This window comes from Pseudoclavibacter terrae, assembly GCF_008831075.1.
GTDB lineage: Bacteria > Actinomycetota > Actinomycetes > Actinomycetales > Microbacteriaceae > Pseudoclavibacter > Pseudoclavibacter terrae.
This window is the reverse complement of the sequence record NZ_WBJX01000001.1, coordinates 920384-936458: the sequence shown is the minus strand read 5'-3', so window position 1 is coordinate 936458 and position 16075 is coordinate 920384. Positions and strand designations below refer to the sequence as shown.

Here is a 16075-nt window from a genome sequence, read left to right as displayed (position 1 = left end):
TAAGCTGGTCTGATGGCCCATCTCCTCGGCGCGGAAGCGCTCCACCTCGAGTTCCCGACTCGAGTCGTCTTCGACAGCGTCTCCGTCGGCATCCAAGAGGGCGACCGCATCGGCATCGTCGGACGCAACGGCGACGGCAAGTCGACCCTCCTCAAGCTGCTCGCCGACCGCATCCAGCCAGACGGCGGCAAGGTCACGCGGCGCCGCGGCGTGCGCGTCGGGATGCTCGACCAGGCCGACACCCTGGACCCGGAGCTCACCGTCAAGCAGGCCATCGTCGGCGACATGGACGACCACGACTGGGCCTCAGACGCGAAGATCCGCGACGTCGTCAACGGCCTCGCCGGCGACCTCGAATGGACCGACAAGATCGGCGACCTCTCCGGCGGGCAGCAGCGGCGCGTCGCCCTCGCCGCCCTGCTCATCGGCGACGATGACATCATCATGCTCGACGAGCCCACGAACCACCTCGACGTGGAGGGCATCGCGTGGCTCGCGGGACACCTCAACTCCCGCTGGTCGAAGAACCAGGGCGGGCTTGTGGTCGTCACCCACGACAGGTGGTTCCTGGACGCGGTGTGCCAGACGACGTGGGAGGTGCACGACCGCGTGCTCGACCCGTTCGAGGGCGGCTACGCGGCGTACATCCTGCAGCGCGTCGAACGCGACCGCCAGTCTGCCGCGATCGAGTCGAAGCGCCAGAACCTCATGCGCAAGGAGCTCGCCTGGCTGCGCCGCGGCGCCCCCGCCCGCACGGCGAAGCCCAAGTTCCGCATCGAGGCGGCCACGCAGCTCATCGAGGACGAGCCGCCCGTGCGCAACCCGGTCGAGCTGTCCCAGCTCGCCACGGCCCGCCTCGGCAAGGACGTCGTCGACCTCCTCGACGTGGGCGTGACCTTCGGCGACAAGGAAGTGCTGCGCGACATCGAGTGGCGCATCGCGCCGGGCGAGCGCACCGGCATCCTCGGCGTCAACGGCGCCGGCAAGTCGACCCTGCTCAACCTCGTCGCCGGCAGCCTCGAGCCGACGAGCGGCAAGGTCAAGCGCGGCAAGACCGTGAAGATCGCGACCCTCTCGCAGCGCCTCGCCGAGCTCGACGAGCACCAGAACGACCGCGTCCGCGAGGTCGTCGCCCGGCAGAAGTCGAGCTACGTGTCCGGCGGCAAGGAGATGACGCCGTCGCAGCTGCTGGAGCGCCTCGGCTTCACCACCACGCAGCTGCAGACCCCCGTCAAGGACCTCTCGGGTGGCCAGCGCCGCCGCCTGCAGCTGCTCCTCATCCTGCTCGACGAGCCGAACGTGCTCATCCTGGACGAGCCCACCAACGACCTCGACACCGACATGCTCGCCGCCATGGAGGACCTCCTCGACACGTGGCCTGGCACCCTCCTCGTCGTCTCGCACGACCGGTACCTGCTCGAGCGCGTCACCGACCAGCAGTACGCGGTGTGGGACGGCGGCCTCCGCCACCTCCCCGGCGGCGTCGACCAGTACCTCGAGCTGCGCTCGAACAGCCTCAAGGGCTCAGCGCCCGCGACGCTCTCCAGCACGACGGATGCGGCTGCCAACGGCTCGTCGTCGTCCTCCGCATCCGCCTCGTCCGGACTCTCGCTGGGAGGCGCCGACCGCCGCTCTGCCGAGAAGGAGGTGCAGGGCATCACGAGGAAGATCCAGAAACTCGAGCAGTCGATGAAGAAGGTCGACGCGGAGCTCGCCGCCCACGACCAGGGCGACTACGAAGGGCTCGGCGTCATCACCGCGAAGCGCCAGGCGCTCGCGGCCGAGGTCGACGCCCTCGAAGAGCGGTGGCTCGAGCTGTCCGAGGTGCTCGAGGCGTAGCCTGGCCGCATGCGCCCCATCATCGGAGTGTCCGTCACGTCGCCCGAGGACTACGATCCCCTCTCCGCGGGCGCCAACGACGACGTCGCACCGAGCTTCGCCTGGGTCGGCGACTCCCGGTTTCGGATGGACCTGCTCAACAACCGACCCCTGTGCGGCGCGGGAGACCCCGAACTGGTCGTCGAATCGCCGACCGAGCTGCGCATCCGCTTCCCGATCGTCGACCCGAACGCCATCTGCATCCTGATGCTCGCGCCCGTGTCGTTCGAGTTCGCACTGCCAGCGGCGGCGAGCGGGCGCCCGCTCGCCATCACCGTCACCTACGAGGGCGGCCCGCAGGTCGACGCGGCGACGCTCGCCTGAGCGCCGCCGCGCTACGCCAGGTTGCGCTCGGAATAGACGCGCATCGCGTCGCGCACGAACTCGGCGCCCGTGGCGTGCACGCGCGTGTAGTTCCTGCCGAACCGCTCATCTGCGACATACAGCTCGCCGAGACCCGCGAACGCCTCCGCGCTCGGGGCCTCCCCGTTCCAACCGGCCTTGACCCAGTCGAACTGGCGGGCCGTCGCGGCCTGCGCCTCGTCGCTGTCTGGGCCGAGGCCGGCCGACTGGGCCGCGCTGAACGCATCCTGGATCCGCGTCTGCTCCTCCAGGAACCCCTGCTTGCCCTCCTCGCCGAGACCACGCCACCAGGTGTCGCCGTCGGCGTACGCCTTGGCGCCCCAGCGCTCCTCGACCTCGTCCTTGTACTGCGTGTGGTCGAATCCGTCGAACATCTGCTCAGGCATGAGCGTCTCCTTCCCTCGGAGTGCAGCGAGCGTCGCGCGCACCGATCCGATCTGCGTCGTGAGGCGGCTGCGTTCGTCGTTCAGCCAGCCGAGGTGCGTCTCGAGCGCAGCGACGTCATCGCCCCGCCCGGCAAGCGCATCCGCGATGGCCGCGAGGCCGACGCCAAGCTCGCGAAGCAGCAGGATGCGCTGCAACCGCACCAGCGCGGCGTCGTCGTAGTAGCGATAGCCGTTCGTGCCCGTGCTGCTCGGCAGCAGCAGGCCGATGCTCTCGTAGTGGCGCAGTGTGCGGGACGTCACACCCGAGCGCTTCGCGACCTCGCCGATCGACCACTCCATGACCGCAACCTCTCCCAGATCGTGCGAGCGGCTCCCCCGCTCTTCGGGGGAAGCGAACCGCTCGAGAACGACCCTAGAAATTGACGCTGCGTCAAGGTCAAGCGTCACGCCGAGAGGAAGCTCCTGACGACGTGATCGAGTCCGCGCACCGTGAGGTCGATCGACTCGAGATCGAGGCGCTCGTTGGCGGAGTGGAAGCGGTTGCGCGCAACGGAGAAGGTCAGCTCTGGGCTGAGGATCCCGAAGCCGAACGCGTTGGCGCCGTGCAGCCGGTAGAAGCGCGCGTCGGAGCCGCCGACGCCGAGTATCGGCGCGGGCTTCGCTCCTGGCACGAACTCGGCGAGGGTCTGCTCGATCTGCGCATAGAGGCGCGTGGTGGTCGCCGATTGGTTGGCCGGCGAGAACCAGTCCCCCTCCACGCTCACGAGGCCGGGGAACTCGGCTGCGACCGCCGCGAGGTGCGCCGCGACGTCCTCCTCCGTGACACCGGGCAGCACGCGGATGTCGAGGGAGACCGACCCGCTGTCCGGAATGACGTTGACCTTCGAGCCCGCTTCGAGGATCGTCACCGCAACGGTCGTGTGGGTCCAGGCGTGCACGAACGGGGCGAGCTCACCCAGCTCGGGATGCGCGCTCAGCTCCTCGATGGCGTCGTCGATCGTGGCCTGGTCCGCGAGGCGACGGCTCAGCTCGGCAGGCAGCTCGAGCGCCGCGAGCGTCTCAAGCCACTGCTCGCTGATGCGCGGCGCCGGGGCCACGGCCTGCAGGCGATCGACGACCTTGGCGAGCGTCACGGCGGCGTTCGAGCGCCCCCAGGGAGCAGACGCGTGCGCCGCGTCGCCGCGCACGACGATGCGCCGCGGGGCTGCGCCCTTCTCGCCGACGCCCACCGTGATGGCGGTGCTGCCGACTCCTCCCAGGCGCGCGCCTCCCCACTCGGTGAGCACGTTGTCTGCGGCGATCGTCGCCCAGTCGTTCTCCGAGAACCAGCCGACGCCTGCCCTACTGCCCTGCTCCTCGTCGGCGACGGCCGCGAAGACCAGGTCGCCCGTCGGCGCGAAGCCGCTCGTCGCGAGCCGCCTGAAGATGGCGGCGTAGGAGGCGGTGAGGAACAGCATGTCCACGGCGCCGCGGCCCCACACCTCGCCGTCGATGAGCTCACCCGAGTGCGGCGGATGCACCCAGTCGGCGGCCTTCACGGGCACGACGTCGGTGTGGCCGACGAGCGCCAGCGACTCCGCCGCGGGGTCGGTGCCCGCGAGACGCGCGACCACGGAGACGCGTCCCGGGAACGGCTCGACGCGCGTCAGCTCGACGCCGCTGCCGGCGAAGAACGCCTCGAGCACCGCCACCGCGCGCCATTCGTTGCCGGAGGCGAGCGCACCGTCGTTGACGGTCTCGGCGCGGATGAGCTGCTGCAGGAGGGCCACGGTCTCGTCGCGAAGCGAAGTCATGCCCTCATCCTGGGCGAAAGTCGGCGGGTCCGCGTGCACATGCGTTGCACGGGGTCACGTGGTCGGCCAGGCGCGACGCCCGCGATGTCGGAGGTTCGGCACCGCCCGGCGCGCTGTGCCGAGCGCGCTTCGCACTGAACTCGACCGAGTGGTGGCGCGACGGCGGCGGTGGGAGCGCGATGCTCAGGCTCCGGCTGGCACCAGGTCCTCGACGACCGCAGGAAGTCCGAGGTTCTCGCGCAGCGTGGTTCCCGGGTACTCCGTTCGATACGAGCCGCGCTCCTGGAGGGCCGGGATGAGGTCGTCGACGATGTCGTCGAGACCGGAGGGCACGAGGTACGGCGTCAGGTTGATGCCAGTGACCGACCCGCTCCGCGCCAGCTCGGTGAGCGTGTCGGCGACTTCGTCGACACTGCCGACGAAGCCCCGCTGCGAGGACAGGTGGATGACGAAGTCCCGGATCGACAGGCCGAGCGCCTCGGACTTCTCCCGCCACTGCTGGGCGAGCTCAAGCGCCTTCGCGTTCTGGAACGCGCTGCCGCGCGTGCCGTCGGTGACGGCGACCACCGGGTCCTCGGACGGCAGCGGACCGTCCGGGTCGAGGTGCGAGAGGTCCTTGCCCCAGAACTGCTCGAGGTAGCGCAGCGACGTCGCGGGTGAGATCTGATGCTCGCGCACCCAGCGCGCCTTCTCCTGGGCCTCCTTCGGTGTCGCGCCGATGACGATGGTCGCGCCCGGGAAGAACGCGAGCTCGTTGCGGGCCCGCCCGAACTTCGTGAGCCGCTCGCGCAGGTCGGCGGCGAACGCCGTGGCGCCTTCCAGCTCGGGGTGGGCGGAGAAGATGACGTCGGCGTGCTCGGCACCGAAGTCACGCCCCTGGCTCGAGTCGCCAGCTTGGAACAGCACGGGCCTCGACTGCGGGCTCCGCGGGAGGACACGCTCGGAGACGAAGCGGATGAACTCGCCGTCGACGTCGACTCCGCCCCGGTTCGCCCAGAGCTGCTTGGCCGCCCGAACGAACTCAGCAGCGCGGTCGTACCGGTGCTCGTGCGCGAGGTGCCCGCCGCGGCGGAAGTTGGCGCCCGTCCACGCGTTGTCGGTCGTGACGATGTTCCACGCCGCCCGCCCCTCGCTGAGGAGGTCGAGGCTCGCGAGGCGGTACGCGAGGTCGGCCGGCTCGTTGTAGGTCGTGTTCTGCGTGGCGACGAGGCCGATCTTCTCGGTGATGGGTGCGAGCGCGGCGAGCTGCGTGATGCCATCCGGTCGCCCGGCCACGTCGTTGTCGTGGATCCTGCCGAGGTGCTCGCGCAGGCGAAGACCCTCGCCGAGGAAGAACGCCGAGAAGAGGCCGCGCTCAGCGGTCTGCGCGATGCGGCGGAACGACTCGAATTCGGTCTGTGAGCCGCTCTGCTCGCTCGACCAGATGGTCGTCGAGTTCACGCCCTGGAAGAAGACGCCGAACTGGATCTGGCCGGCGCCCTCGGCGCCCACCGGTGGCCGAGTCGCGCCGGTGCTGTGCTGTGTCATCGTCGTGATCCTTCGCGTTCAGAGTGCCGTGGCGGCGTAGCGGTTGACGGGGTGCGCGAGCCCGAGGGCGTCCCGCAGATGCTCGCCGGACCGCGGCGAGGCGAAGACACCGGCGCGGCGCAGGCTCGGGAGCACGGCACGGCCCAGCTCCTGCACGTCGACGCCGAAGTCTGCCGGCAGCAGGCGCACGCCGTTCGCGAACGAGGCCACCTCGGTGATGAGCTCAGCGAGGCCAGCGGAGTCGCCCGAGTAGTGGATGCGCCCCGCCGCTTCGGCCTCAGACGCCCGGTTCCCGACACGTTCGACCGCAGCGCTCCCCCGCGCATCGAGCGCGAACGAGACCTCGACGACCGTGCGCTTGATGCCCTGCGTGTCCGCCTGCCCGGCGGCGGCACTCGCCTCGAGGACCGTGCGCTCGCGGATCAGCGCGACGTCGATGAGCTCAGGCGCGGCCGAGCCGGAGACCGCGAACGTCGGCAGGAGCCCCTGGTGCGGGCGCGGGATGATGGACGGCCCCTTCACGCTGAAGCGTGCGCCCTCGAAGTCGGCATAGTGCAGCTTGTCGCGGTCGAGGTACCGGCCCGTCGCCGTGTCGCGGATGACGGCGTCGTCCTCCCACGAGTCCCACAGGCGACCGAGCACCTCGATGGTGTCGTCGAGCTCGGCCCGGCGCGATTCCGGTCCGTCGAGCGGCGCCCGGTCGAACGCCGCGGCCTCGAGCGCGCCGCCGTCGACCTCGCCGATCCAGCCGGCTCGGCCGTGCGAGGCGTAGTCGAGGGTCGCGAGCTGCGTCGCGAGGTGGAACGGCTCGACCGCCGTGACGCGCACGAGCGGCACCAGGCCGGTCGCCCCGGAGAGCGGGGCGGCGAACGCGGCCTGCGTCACCGCATCCAGTCGCGGAACCGTCTCGCCGAGCTCGGGGAAGCCTGCGTCCTCGAACGTCGCGATCGTCACGCCGAAGCGCTCGAGGGCGGCGATCGCCGCGCGGATGCGGGTCGGGCTGACGCCCTCGCTGCCCGCTTCGACGGCGACGGCAAACGGCGGGTTCTCGTGAGTCATGCCTCGCAGACTAGGAACCGCGCATCACTGTGTGACGGCCTGCGCTTCACCTGCCGCCCCCGGAGGACTTCTGACGCAACACTGGATGCGCGCCCCGCGAAGTGAGGCGTACGGTACCCACCACGAGCACAAGCCCGCCCCACCGAGGAGCGGACCGCACGACCCCGACCGTGGAAGGAGCATGAAGATGACACACACGACGACAGGCCTGAACTTCATGTGCCAGCAGCGCGTCGAGACGGGCAGGCTGGCGCCGCAATGAGCCTCGGGCTGCACACGTCGATCGGCAACGCCGTCCGTGTGACCACCACCCGAGCCAGCGCCAACCGCGTGGAGTTCCACGCCATTCCCTTCGACGGCACACGCGTCGTCGCCACCGCCGCCCTCTCCGGCGACCTCGACGGAGTCGGCGCCGAGCTGGTCTTCGACGAGCTCTGGGTCGCGCCAGAATTGCGCGGCAACGGCATCGGCACGCGAGTGACGCGGGCCGCCATCACGTGGGCCGACCTGCACCTCGCGACGGGCATCGACACGTACGTCGCCGAGCAGAACGTCGCCATGCAGCGCCTCCTCGAGCAGCTCGGCTTCGAGCGCCGCCCAGAACTCGAGCACGGCGAAGAGGCCTGGACGCAGATCTTCGCGCTGTCCCTCGAGCTCGGGGGCTGAGGGGCCAGAGCGCCGGATTCCGGTCTCCAATCGCGGGGTTCGGGACTCCGGTCTCCGGTTTCCGGTCTCCGGTTTCCGGTCTCGGGGTCAGACGTCGAGCGGCTGGCGTCGGTCTGGCGGGAGGGCGCCAACGATACTGCGATTGCCATCGCCGCGAACCCTCACGGGTGCAGTGAGGTGTCGGCGGGCGTCGTCCGCCAGGCCAGGAACCGGACGACCAGTCCGCTCCGAGACGGCGCGCAGCAGAACGGCCCGGCCTGAACACACTCATCCGGAGCCAGCGGCGCCACTCGCACGAGCCGCCACGACTCAGCGTCGACTCGGGCGCGGATCGTGACCGCGTTGCCGGCGCGGCTCGCCCGCACGGTGGCGCGGCGGCCACCCCAGTAGGGAACAGGTGCGAGCGACCAGTCGGACTCGCCCCTGGTCACGACCGCACCCAGCTGCTCCTGCCCGTCACTGAGCTCGATGCCGGCCTTGATCCACGTTGTCTCGTCGCTCCGCAGGAAGAGACCCGCCTGGTCGAACTGCTCGCTGAAGTCGACGAGGAACTCGACCTCGACGGCGGAATCCTGCTCGAGGTCACGCAGGAGCGCATGCTCGGTGTCGTGGATGAACCCGTAGGAGGTTGTGCGCCAGGCATCGCTGCCCTCGACAGCCGTGACGAGGAGGTCGCCGTCGACGACCTCAGTCGAAACCGGCTCGGTGGTCCAACGCCCATCGCTCCAGGGAACCTCCGACGTGTCGTGTGTGCTCATGGCTCCAATCCAAGCAGATCTCGTCGGGCACGCCAGCCTGGCACGTCCAGTCAAACCGCGCGCGCTCAGCTGACCGGCTGAAGCGGCTGGACGGGACCGGCCCCGGACCTGCCGACGACCACAAGGGCCGGGCGGGTCACGTCGTTCCGGGCATCGCCTTCCCAGGTGAGCGCGAGGTCAGCCCGCTCGAGGACGCCGCTCGAGCCGTTCCGGCTCGTCGTGCCGCCGGACGCCTCGACCTCGAACGAGGTGATTCCCTTGGAGCCGGCGACGACAAGCACGTCCACGCCGTCGTCACGCAGCCACTTCGCGGCGATGACGGGAAGTTGCGGCGCCCCGTTCACGGGACTCGCGACGGGACCTGCACCGAGCAGCGTCGGATCGTCGTCGTCGCGTGTTGCGACGACCACCGCCCAGAGGACACCGGACCCGCTCCCCTGGTTCTCGAGGTGCGCCACCTCGACGAGCGAAAGCGGGGCGCCGGACGGCATGGTCTGGTCGTCGAGGATCGAGGCGCGCAGACGCCGGCCCTTCTCTTCCTCCCGAGCGGTGATGATGCCCCGCGAGAGCGCAGCGAACCTCGCGTTCCCCCGCTCTGCGTCCGTGACGGCGGCCCAGTCCCCGTCGGCATCCACCGTCTGCAGGAGCGTGAGGCCCGAGCTGGGATGCACGTAGGCGAAGCCCTCGACCACGTCGATCCCCGAACCGCCCGCATCCGGGATGCGCAGCAGCGACCGGGTCGCGAGCAGAAGGAGCCCGTCCGAGGTGGACGTCTCGCCCAGCGCGGGAGCGGCCTCGGAAGCGAAGGTGACGGTCTCGAGCGACGTGCCCCGTTGCATCCGCTCGTTGAAGAGCAGCACGCCCGTCGCGACGGTGAAACCGCGCTCGTAACGGGCCGTCGCGATCGAGGAGGTGCCGAGCACCGAGTAGGCCGTGTCGTCGCCGCTGCCCGCGCCGTCGAGCGGGCGGACGAGCGCGGCGACCGCGTTGTCCGATCGGAGGATCACGAGCCGCGCGGAGAACGAGGCGCGCACGGATGAGGTGCCGACCTTCGTCGAGTCGACGTCTCCCGCCCAGAGGAGCTCGATGGCCTGCCCCTCCGGGAGCTGAAGGGTGTCGCCGTCGGCATAGTCGCGCCAGGCATCGGCCGCAGCAACCAGTGGCCGTTGCTCGTCGAGCTTCGCCTCGGCGCCACGGGTCGGGTAGCCGGGGAGCGTCGACTCGCTCACCACGTCCGTCGAAGAAGTGTCACCGTCACCGGTGAAGGCGAGGACCACCCAGCCCGCGGCGAGCGCCAGCACCACGACGATCGCACCGATCGTCAGCATGCGCGCGCGGCGGGACGGCAGCGGAGCGTCTGCGTCAGCCGCGGCGGACTCGCCCATGCCCAATCCCTCGCCTAGCTCCGGGGCACCGACTTCGTTGTGGTGCTGTCCTCGTAGTCTGCACGAGTCCCCGCGAAGATGCGGCGACATGGCGGAGATCTCAGCCGGTGCGCGTCAGGCCCGAGGCTCGAAGAGCTCTCGTCGTCTGGCTCCTCGCTGACGCAGGCCTCAGGCCTCGGGCTGCCAGGCCTCCGCGAGGCGCACGTAGTCGTCGATGCCGACCGTCTCACCGCGGGCCGTCGGGTCGATCCCCGATGCCTCCAGGACGAGGGAGGTCGCCGCTGCGTTCTCGCCGAGCAGCGGGGAGAGCGCCTGTCGCAGCATCTTGCGCCGCTGCCCGAAGGCGGCGTCCACGATGCGGAACACCTTGCGGCGCAGCTCCTCGGAGCCGCGCGGTGTGTCACGCTCCGTGTAGGAGATGAGGATGGAGTCGACGTTCGGCACAGGCCAGAACACCTTGCGACCAACCAGCCCGGCGCTCGACCAGGAGCCATACCAGGCGGCCTTCACGCTCGGCGATCCGTACACCTTCGAGCCGGGGCCCGCGACGATGCGCTCCCCCACCTCGGCCTGCACCATGACCACCCCGCGTTCGAGCGACGGCAGCCGCTCGAGGAGGTGCAGCAGCACGGGCACGGACACGTTGTACGGCAGGTTCGCGACCAGCGCGACCGGCTCACCCGGCACATCCTGCACCTGGAGAGCGTCGGAGACGATCACGTCGAGCTGCGCGCCGGGCGCGTGCTCGGCGACCGTCTGCGGCAGGCGAGCGGCGAGGCGCTCATCGATCTCGATGGCCGTGACGCTCGCGCCCGCCTCGAGCAGGCCGAGCGTCAGCGATCCGAGACCGGGCCCGACCTCGAGGATGTGCTCGCCGGAGCGGACCTTCGCGGTCTGCACGATGCGCCGCACCGTGCCGGGGTCGTGCACGAAGTTCTGACCGAGCTTCTTCGTGGGCGTCACGTCGAGCTCGGCCGCGAGCTCGCGGATCTCGTTGGCGCCAAGCAGGCTCACGCTCATGCGGAATCTCTCTGAGTGGATGCGGCGGCGGGCTCGGCGCCCGACAGGTCCCAGCTGCCGTAGACAGCCTCGGTGTTCGCGGCGACCTGCGCGCTGAGCTCGTCGACCGGCACGTCGAGGTGCTCGGCCATCGCGCGCAGCGTCACTGGGATGAGGTAGGGCGCGTTCGGGCGGCCACGGAACGGGACAGGGGTGAGGAACGGCGCGTCGGTCTCCACGAGGATGCGGTCGAGCGGCGTCGCCGAGAGCGCCTCCCGCAGCGAGGCGGCGTTCTTGAACGTCACCGTCCCGGCAAACGAGAGGTACCAGCCCTCGTCGGCCGCGATGCGGGCCATGTCGGCGTCACCGGAGAAGCAATGGAAGACCGTGCGCTCGGGGGCGGCGACACGCTTGAGCGTCGAGATGACGTCGTCGTGCGCGTCCCTGTCGTGGATCTGCATGGCGATGCCGTGCCGCTTCGCGAGCTCGATGTGCCGCTCGAACGCGCCGACCTGCAGCAGCTGGTCGGCCTTCTCCGGCGTGCGGAAGTAGTCGAGCCCCGTCTCGCCGATGGCGCGCACGCGCGGCTCGGCGGCGAGGCGGTCGATCTCGGCGATCGCCTCGTCGAGGGTGCCGGCGGCGGCGAGCTCAGGCACGACGTTCGGGTGCAGGGCAACCGCCGCGAGCACTCGCCCGTTCGTCGCGGCGATGCGCGCCGACCAGCGACTCGAGGGCACGTCGTTGCCGACCTGCACGACACCCTTCACGCCTGCGGCGGCCGCGGCGTCGAGGTGCTCGTCGAGCGACAGGCGCTCGTCCTCCTCGCCGTCCTCGATCTCGAGGTGCGTGTGGTTGTCGTAGCAGGGCACATCCAGGGCCTCGGGGTACGGCGGGTAGGCGAGGATGCGCGTGTGCCCCGACTCGCTCGTCGCCGAGCGGCGACGCAGCTTCTCGGCCGACCCTGCTGCCTCGCCCTGCTGAGCTTCACCCCGCTGGCCCTGCTGCGACTCGGGCACCGTCAGCGCTGGACTTCCTGCTCGATGCGCGGGAAGAGCGGCGGCAGCTCGCTCAGCGGTCGCGAGCCGACCAGCGCGTAGGCGTTGGCGATGCGGGTCGAGGCGAGCTCGCCCTCGCCGCCGATCGCGAACCACAGCTTCTCGGCGGCGATCGGGATGAACGGGTTGAGGAGCACGGCGAGGTGGCCGAGGCAGCGGGTCGTCACCTCGAGCACCGCGGCGAGGCGGGCGCGCCCCTCGTCGCCCTGCTTCGAGAGCGCCCACGGCTCCTGCTCCGTGATGTAGCCGTTGAGTGCATCCACGAGCCGCCAGATGTGCGCGAGCGCACCGTCGATGTCGAAGGCGAGCATCGCCTCGTCAGCCTTCGCCGCCACGTCGGTCGCGAGGTCGATGATGACCTGCTCGGAGTCGAGCAGCGTCGACTGCTCCGGCACGACACCGTCGAAGTACTTGTTGACCATGGCGATGACGCGCGAGGCCAGGTTGCCGAAGCCGTTCGCGAGCTCGGACTGGTAGCGGGCCGAGAGGTCCTCCCACGAGAACGAGCCGTCCTGGCCGAAGTGGATGGCGCGCAGGAAGTAGTAGCGGAACGCGTCTGAGCCGAAGACGTCGGTGATCTCGGTCGGCGCGATGCCCGTGAGCTTCGACTTCGACATCTTCTCGCCGCCGACGAGCAGCCAGCCGTGCGCGAAGATGCCGGCAGGAACCTGGAGTCCGGCGGCCATGAGCATGGCTGGCCAGATGACGGCGTGGAAGCGGAGGATGTCCTTGCCCACGACGTGGTGCGCCGGCCAGCGCTTCTCGAGCTCCGAGTCGTCGTCGCCGTAGCCGATGGCGGTGATGTAGTTGAGCAGCGCGTCGAACCACACGTAGACGACGTGTGATTCGTCCCACGGCACCTTCACGCCCCAGTCGAACGTGGTGCGCGAGATGGAGAGGTCGCGGAGGCCCGAGCGCACGAACGAGATGACCTCGTTGCGCGCCGACGATGGCTGGATGAACTCGGGGTTCTCCTCGTAGAGCGCGAGCAGGCGCTCCTGGAAGTCGCTGAGCTTGAAGAAGTAGTTCTGCTCCTGCAGCAGTTCGAGGGGCTTCGAGTGGATGGCGCAGACCTTCTCGCCCTCGTACTGGCCAGTACCGGCGACGATCTCCGACTCGGGCTTGAACTCCTCACAGCCGACGCAGTAGAGCGCCTCGAACTCGGCGTCGTAGATGAAGCCGGCGTCGTTGAGCTTCTGCAGGAAGCGCTGCACGCGCGTCTCGTGACGTTCGTCGGTGGTGCGGATGAAGTCGTCGTTCGAGATGTTCAGTGTCTCGAGCATGGGCTTCCACGCCTCGCTGACGAGCTTGTCGGCCCACGCCTGCGGCGTGACGTTGTTCGCGAGCGCCGAGCGCATGATCTTCTGGCCGTGCTCGTCGGTTCCCGTGAGCAGCCACGTCGTGTCGCCGCGCTGGCGGTGCCACCTGGCGAGCGCGTCGACGGCGACCTCCGTGTACGCGTGACCGATGTGGGGAACGTCGTTGACGTAGAAGATCGGTGTCGTGATGTAGAACGATTCGCCGGAAGCCATGGGGATCATCCTATTGTCGGCTGGGCACTGTTACGACGCGAGGTGGCCTTGGTACAGATCGCGCTTGCTCATGCCCGTCTCCGTGGCGACCTGCGCGGCCGCCTCCTTGAGGCGCATCCCGCCTGCCACGAGGTCGGCGACCATCGCCTGCGCGCCGGCGGCGTCGACGACCGCGGGTGCTGCTCCCTCGACGACGATCACGATCTCCCCGCGCACGCCTTCCTCGGCCCAGGGCAGGAGCTCAGCCGCCGTGCCGCGCTTGACCTCCTCGTAGAGCTTGGTCAGCTCGCGGCAGACGGCGATGCGGCGGTCCGCGGGCCAGACCGCGGCCATGTCGGCGAGCGTCCTGGCCAGGCGGTGCGGCGACTCGAACAGCACGACCGTGCGCGGCTCGTTCGCGAGGGATCTGAGGAACGTCTCCCGCTCCCCCGCCTTGCGTGGCAGGAAGCCGTCGAAGGTGAAGCGGTCGGTCGGCAGCCCCGAGATCGCGAGCGCCGTGATGACGGCGCTCGGGCCGGGCACGCTCGTGACGGTCACCCCCTCCTTCGCCGCGAGCGCGACGATCGGGTACCCGGGGTCGGAGATCCCCGGCATCCCGGCGTCGCTCACGAGCACGACGTCCGAGTCGCGGGCCTGCTCGACGATCGTCTTCGCCAGCTCGTCCTCGTTGTGCTCGTGCAGGGCGACGAGCCTCGGACGGTTCTCGACCCCGAGCATCCCGAGCAGCTTCGCCGTCGACCTGGTGTCCTCGCACGCCACGAGAGACGCGTTCTTGAACGTGTCGATGAGACGCGCCGAAGCGTCACCGAGGTTCCCGATGGGGGTGCCCGCGAGGATGATCATGGCTGCGATCCTCCCACGCGCTGGGTGCATGGCCCCCTACGATTGCTTGCGTGAGCGAGCAAGCAGAGACCGGAACCCCTGACGAGGCGGCCACGTCACCCGCGTCGGCTGCCCCCGCGACGGCTCAGGTCGAAGCTCCGGCGACCGCCGACTCCGCTCCGCCCGCACCGGCGCCGGCCCCGCCGGCCGAAGTCGAGCGCGGCTCGGTCTTCGACGACCTCTGGGCACGCGTCACGAGCACGCCCCGAGTGCGCGTGCGCACCGAGTGGATCCTCCTCGGCGTCGTCACGCTGCTCGCCGCTGTCCTGCGGTTCTGGAACCTGGGCGGCGCGCACTACCTGATCTTCGACGAGACGTTCTACGTGAAGGACGCGTGGACGCTCCTCAACCTCGGCTACGAGGCCGAGTGGCCTGACAACCCGAACGACGCGTTCAACGCGGGCGACCCGAACGGGTACACGACCGACCCGTCGTACGTCGTGCATCCGCCGCTCGGCAAGTACATCATCGGGCTCGGGATGCTCGTCTTCGGTGCCGACAACCCCTTCGGCTGGCGGTTCGGCGTGGCCCTCGTCGGCACCCTCGCCGTGCCGCTCCTGTGGGTCATCGCGAAGAAGCTGTTCCGCTCGCCCATGCTCGCCACCATCGGCGCCGGCATGCTGGCCATCGACGGGCACGCGATCGTCATGTCGCGAGTGGGGATCCTCGACGGCATCCTCATGTTCTTCGTGCTGCTCGCCTTCCTGTTCGTGCTGCTCGACCGCGACGACCAGCGGCGGAAGCTGCGGACCAAGATCATGGCGTGGCGCGCCGAGGAGGGGCTCGAGGGCGAGCCCGTTCCGACGAAGGCCACGACCACCTCGAGGGCCCCGGATGTGAAGCCCGTCGGCCCCGACTGGGGGCCGCGCCTGTGGTGGCGCCCCTGGCTCATGGCCGCCGCCGTCACCCTCGGCGCCGCCTCCGCCGTGAAGTGGTCGGGCCTCTACTTCCTCGCCGCGTTCTGCGTCTACACGCTTGTCGTCGACATGATCGAGCGCAAGCGACTCGGCGTGACGTTCTGGGGGTCGGCCGCGATCCTCCTGCAGGGCCCCGTCTCGTTCATCCTGACCGTGCCCCTCGCCGTGCTCACCTACCTCGCCACCTGGACCCGCTGGCTCACGACGACCGGCGGCTTCTACCGTGACTGGGCCGAGCAGGCGGGCAACGCCTGGACGGGGCTCCTGTCCTGGGTGCCGCTGCCTCTGCAGAGCCTCTGGCACTACCAGGTGGAGGCGTACAACTTCCACCGCGGGCTGAGCGCCGAGCACCCATACCAGTCGGGGCCGCAGGAGTGGCCGTTCCTCATCCGCCCGACCGCGTTCAGCTACATCTACAGCGGCAAGGGCGACGGCTCAGGCTGCGACGTCGACCAGTGCGTCGAGGCGATCACGTCGATCTCGAACCCGATCATCTTCTGGTTCGGCACCGTGTCGATCCTGTTCCTGATCATCATGTGCTTCCTGCGACCCAAGTGGCAGTACTTCGCGATCCTCGTCGGGTACGGCGCCGGCTACTTCCCGTGGCTCGCCTACCTCGAGCGCCAGGCCGTCTTCCACTTCTACGCGATCGCGTTCCTGCCGTTCATGATCCTCGCGTCGCTCGTGGTGATCCAGACGATCGCCGGCGACCGGGACACGCCGCGCACGTCTCGGACGATCGGCGTCTCCGCGGTCGGGGTGCTGCTCGTCATCATGGCGCTCGTCTCAGTGCTGTTCTGGCCCGTGTGGACCGGCCAGATGATCTCGACCTCCTACTGGTCGCTGACCCACTGGCTCCCCAGCTGGCGCTAGCC

The 16075-nt window shown here is 69.8% G+C and carries 14 protein-coding genes; 4 read left to right on the top strand and 10 right to left on the bottom strand.

The features are described 5' to 3' along the window. Positions 1–12: 12 nt before the first annotated feature. The gene (locus F8O03_RS04355; protein ID WP_151422761.1) at positions 13–1839 is read left to right on the top strand and encodes an ABC-F family ATP-binding cassette domain-containing protein; all 1827 of its coding nucleotides are present in this window, start codon (positions 13–15) and stop codon (positions 1837–1839) included. A gap of 9 nt (positions 1840–1848) precedes the next feature. Continuing rightward, positions 1849–2202: a hypothetical protein gene (locus tag F8O03_RS04350; protein ID WP_151422760.1), complete on the top strand. Its 354-nt coding sequence runs from the start codon at positions 1849–1851 to the stop codon at positions 2200–2202. An 11-nt stretch (positions 2203–2213) separates the two neighbouring features. Here F8O03_RS04350 and F8O03_RS04345 read toward each other — a convergent pair whose 3' ends face one another. The 4 genes from F8O03_RS04345 to F8O03_RS04330 all read right to left on the bottom strand — a co-directional run bounded on the left by F8O03_RS04345 (position 2214) and on the right by F8O03_RS04330 (position 7006). Then, entirely contained in the window at positions 2214–2966 is a 753-nt protein-coding gene (locus F8O03_RS04345) for a MerR family transcriptional regulator (RefSeq protein WP_151422759.1), read from the bottom strand. A 104-nt stretch (positions 2967–3070) separates the two neighbouring features. Continuing rightward, positions 3071–4420: a M20/M25/M40 family metallo-hydrolase gene (locus F8O03_RS04340; protein WP_151422758.1), complete on the bottom strand. Its 1350-nt coding sequence runs from the start codon at positions 4418–4420 to the stop codon at positions 3071–3073. Between the two features lie 183 nt (positions 4421–4603). Further along, the gene (locus F8O03_RS04335; protein WP_151422757.1) at positions 4604–5947 is read right to left on the bottom strand and encodes an LLM class flavin-dependent oxidoreductase; all 1344 of its coding nucleotides are present in this window, start codon (positions 5945–5947) and stop codon (positions 4604–4606) included. An 18-nt stretch (positions 5948–5965) separates the two neighbouring features. Continuing rightward, on the bottom strand, positions 5966–7006 hold the full coding sequence (locus tag F8O03_RS04330; protein WP_151422756.1) for an LLM class flavin-dependent oxidoreductase: 1041 nt from the start codon (positions 7004–7006) through the stop codon (positions 5966–5968). Positions 7007–7264: 258 nt separating this feature from the next. On the opposite strand from F8O03_RS04330, the gene F8O03_RS04325 reads away from it, so the two are divergent. After that, positions 7265–7672 (top strand): GNAT family N-acetyltransferase, encoded by a 408-nt coding sequence (locus F8O03_RS04325; protein ID WP_151422755.1) that lies wholly within the window; start codon positions 7265–7267, stop codon positions 7670–7672. A gap of 161 nt (positions 7673–7833) precedes the next feature. Here F8O03_RS04325 and F8O03_RS04320 read toward each other — a convergent pair whose 3' ends face one another. From F8O03_RS04320 to rsmI, 6 genes are all read right to left on the bottom strand, one after another. Then, entirely contained in the window at positions 7834–8430 is a 597-nt protein-coding gene (locus F8O03_RS04320; protein WP_151422754.1) for a DUF1349 domain-containing protein, read from the bottom strand. 65 nt (positions 8431–8495) lie between these two features. Further along, positions 8496–9815, bottom strand: a complete 1320-nt coding sequence (locus F8O03_RS04315; protein WP_151422753.1) for a hypothetical protein — start codon at positions 9813–9815, stop codon at positions 8496–8498. A gap of 168 nt (positions 9816–9983) precedes the next feature. Next, complete coding sequence (gene rsmA / locus F8O03_RS04310; RefSeq protein ID WP_151422752.1) at positions 9984–10835, bottom strand: 16S rRNA (adenine(1518)-N(6)/adenine(1519)-N(6))-dimethyltransferase RsmA; 852 nt, start codon at positions 10833–10835, stop codon at positions 9984–9986. After that, the gene (locus tag F8O03_RS04305) at positions 10832–11761 is read right to left on the bottom strand and encodes a TatD family hydrolase (protein ID WP_151423101.1); all 930 of its coding nucleotides are present in this window, start codon (positions 11759–11761) and stop codon (positions 10832–10834) included. The genes rsmA and F8O03_RS04305 overlap by 4 nt, the downstream gene beginning before the upstream one ends. Positions 11762–11832: 71 nt before the next feature. Continuing rightward, positions 11833–13401: a methionine--tRNA ligase gene (gene metG, locus F8O03_RS04300; protein WP_151422751.1), complete on the bottom strand. Its 1569-nt coding sequence runs from the start codon at positions 13399–13401 to the stop codon at positions 11833–11835. A 30-nt stretch (positions 13402–13431) separates the two neighbouring features. Then, entirely contained in the window at positions 13432–14244 is an 813-nt protein-coding gene (gene rsmI / locus F8O03_RS04295) for a 16S rRNA (cytidine(1402)-2'-O)-methyltransferase (protein ID WP_151422750.1), read from the bottom strand. 50 nt (positions 14245–14294) lie between these two features. Between rsmI and F8O03_RS04290 the strand changes: the two genes are divergently transcribed. Further along, positions 14295–16073 (top strand): dolichyl-phosphate-mannose--protein mannosyltransferase, encoded by a 1779-nt coding sequence (locus F8O03_RS04290; protein ID WP_151422749.1) that lies wholly within the window; start codon positions 14295–14297, stop codon positions 16071–16073. Positions 16074–16075: the final 2 nt, after the last annotated feature.

Bases quoted from the DNA above. Each gene is read 5' to 3' on its own strand.
- F8O03_RS04355 (WP_151422761.1), top strand. From the start codon at position 13: ATGGCCCATCTCCTCGGCGCGGAAGCGCTCCACCTCGAGTTCCCGACT.
- F8O03_RS04350 (WP_151422760.1), top strand. From the start codon at position 1,849: ATGCGCCCCATCATCGGAGTGTCCGTCACGTCGCCCGAGGACTACGAT.
- F8O03_RS04345 (WP_151422759.1), bottom strand. From the start codon at position 2,966: ATGGAGTGGTCGATCGGCGAGGTCGCGAAGCGCTCGGGTGTGACGTCC.
- F8O03_RS04340 (WP_151422758.1), bottom strand. From the start codon at position 4,420: ATGACTTCGCTTCGCGACGAGACCGTGGCCCTCCTGCAGCAGCTCATC.
- F8O03_RS04335 (WP_151422757.1), bottom strand. From the start codon at position 5,947: ATGACACAGCACAGCACCGGCGCGACTCGGCCACCGGTGGGCGCCGAG.
- F8O03_RS04330 (WP_151422756.1), bottom strand. From the start codon at position 7,006: ATGACTCACGAGAACCCGCCGTTTGCCGTCGCCGTCGAAGCGGGCAGC.
- F8O03_RS04325 (WP_151422755.1), top strand. From the start codon at position 7,265: ATGAGCCTCGGGCTGCACACGTCGATCGGCAACGCCGTCCGTGTGACC.
- F8O03_RS04320 (WP_151422754.1), bottom strand. From the start codon at position 8,430: ATGAGCACACACGACACGTCGGAGGTTCCCTGGAGCGATGGGCGTTGG.
- F8O03_RS04315 (WP_151422753.1), bottom strand. From the start codon at position 9,815: ATGGGCGAGTCCGCCGCGGCTGACGCAGACGCTCCGCTGCCGTCCCGC.
- rsmA (WP_151422752.1), bottom strand. From the start codon at position 10,835: ATGAGCGTGAGCCTGCTTGGCGCCAACGAGATCCGCGAGCTCGCGGCC.
- metG (WP_151422751.1), bottom strand. From the start codon at position 13,401: ATGGCTTCCGGCGAATCGTTCTACATCACGACACCGATCTTCTACGTC.
- rsmI (WP_151422750.1), bottom strand. From the start codon at position 14,244: ATGATCATCCTCGCGGGCACCCCCATCGGGAACCTCGGTGACGCTTCG.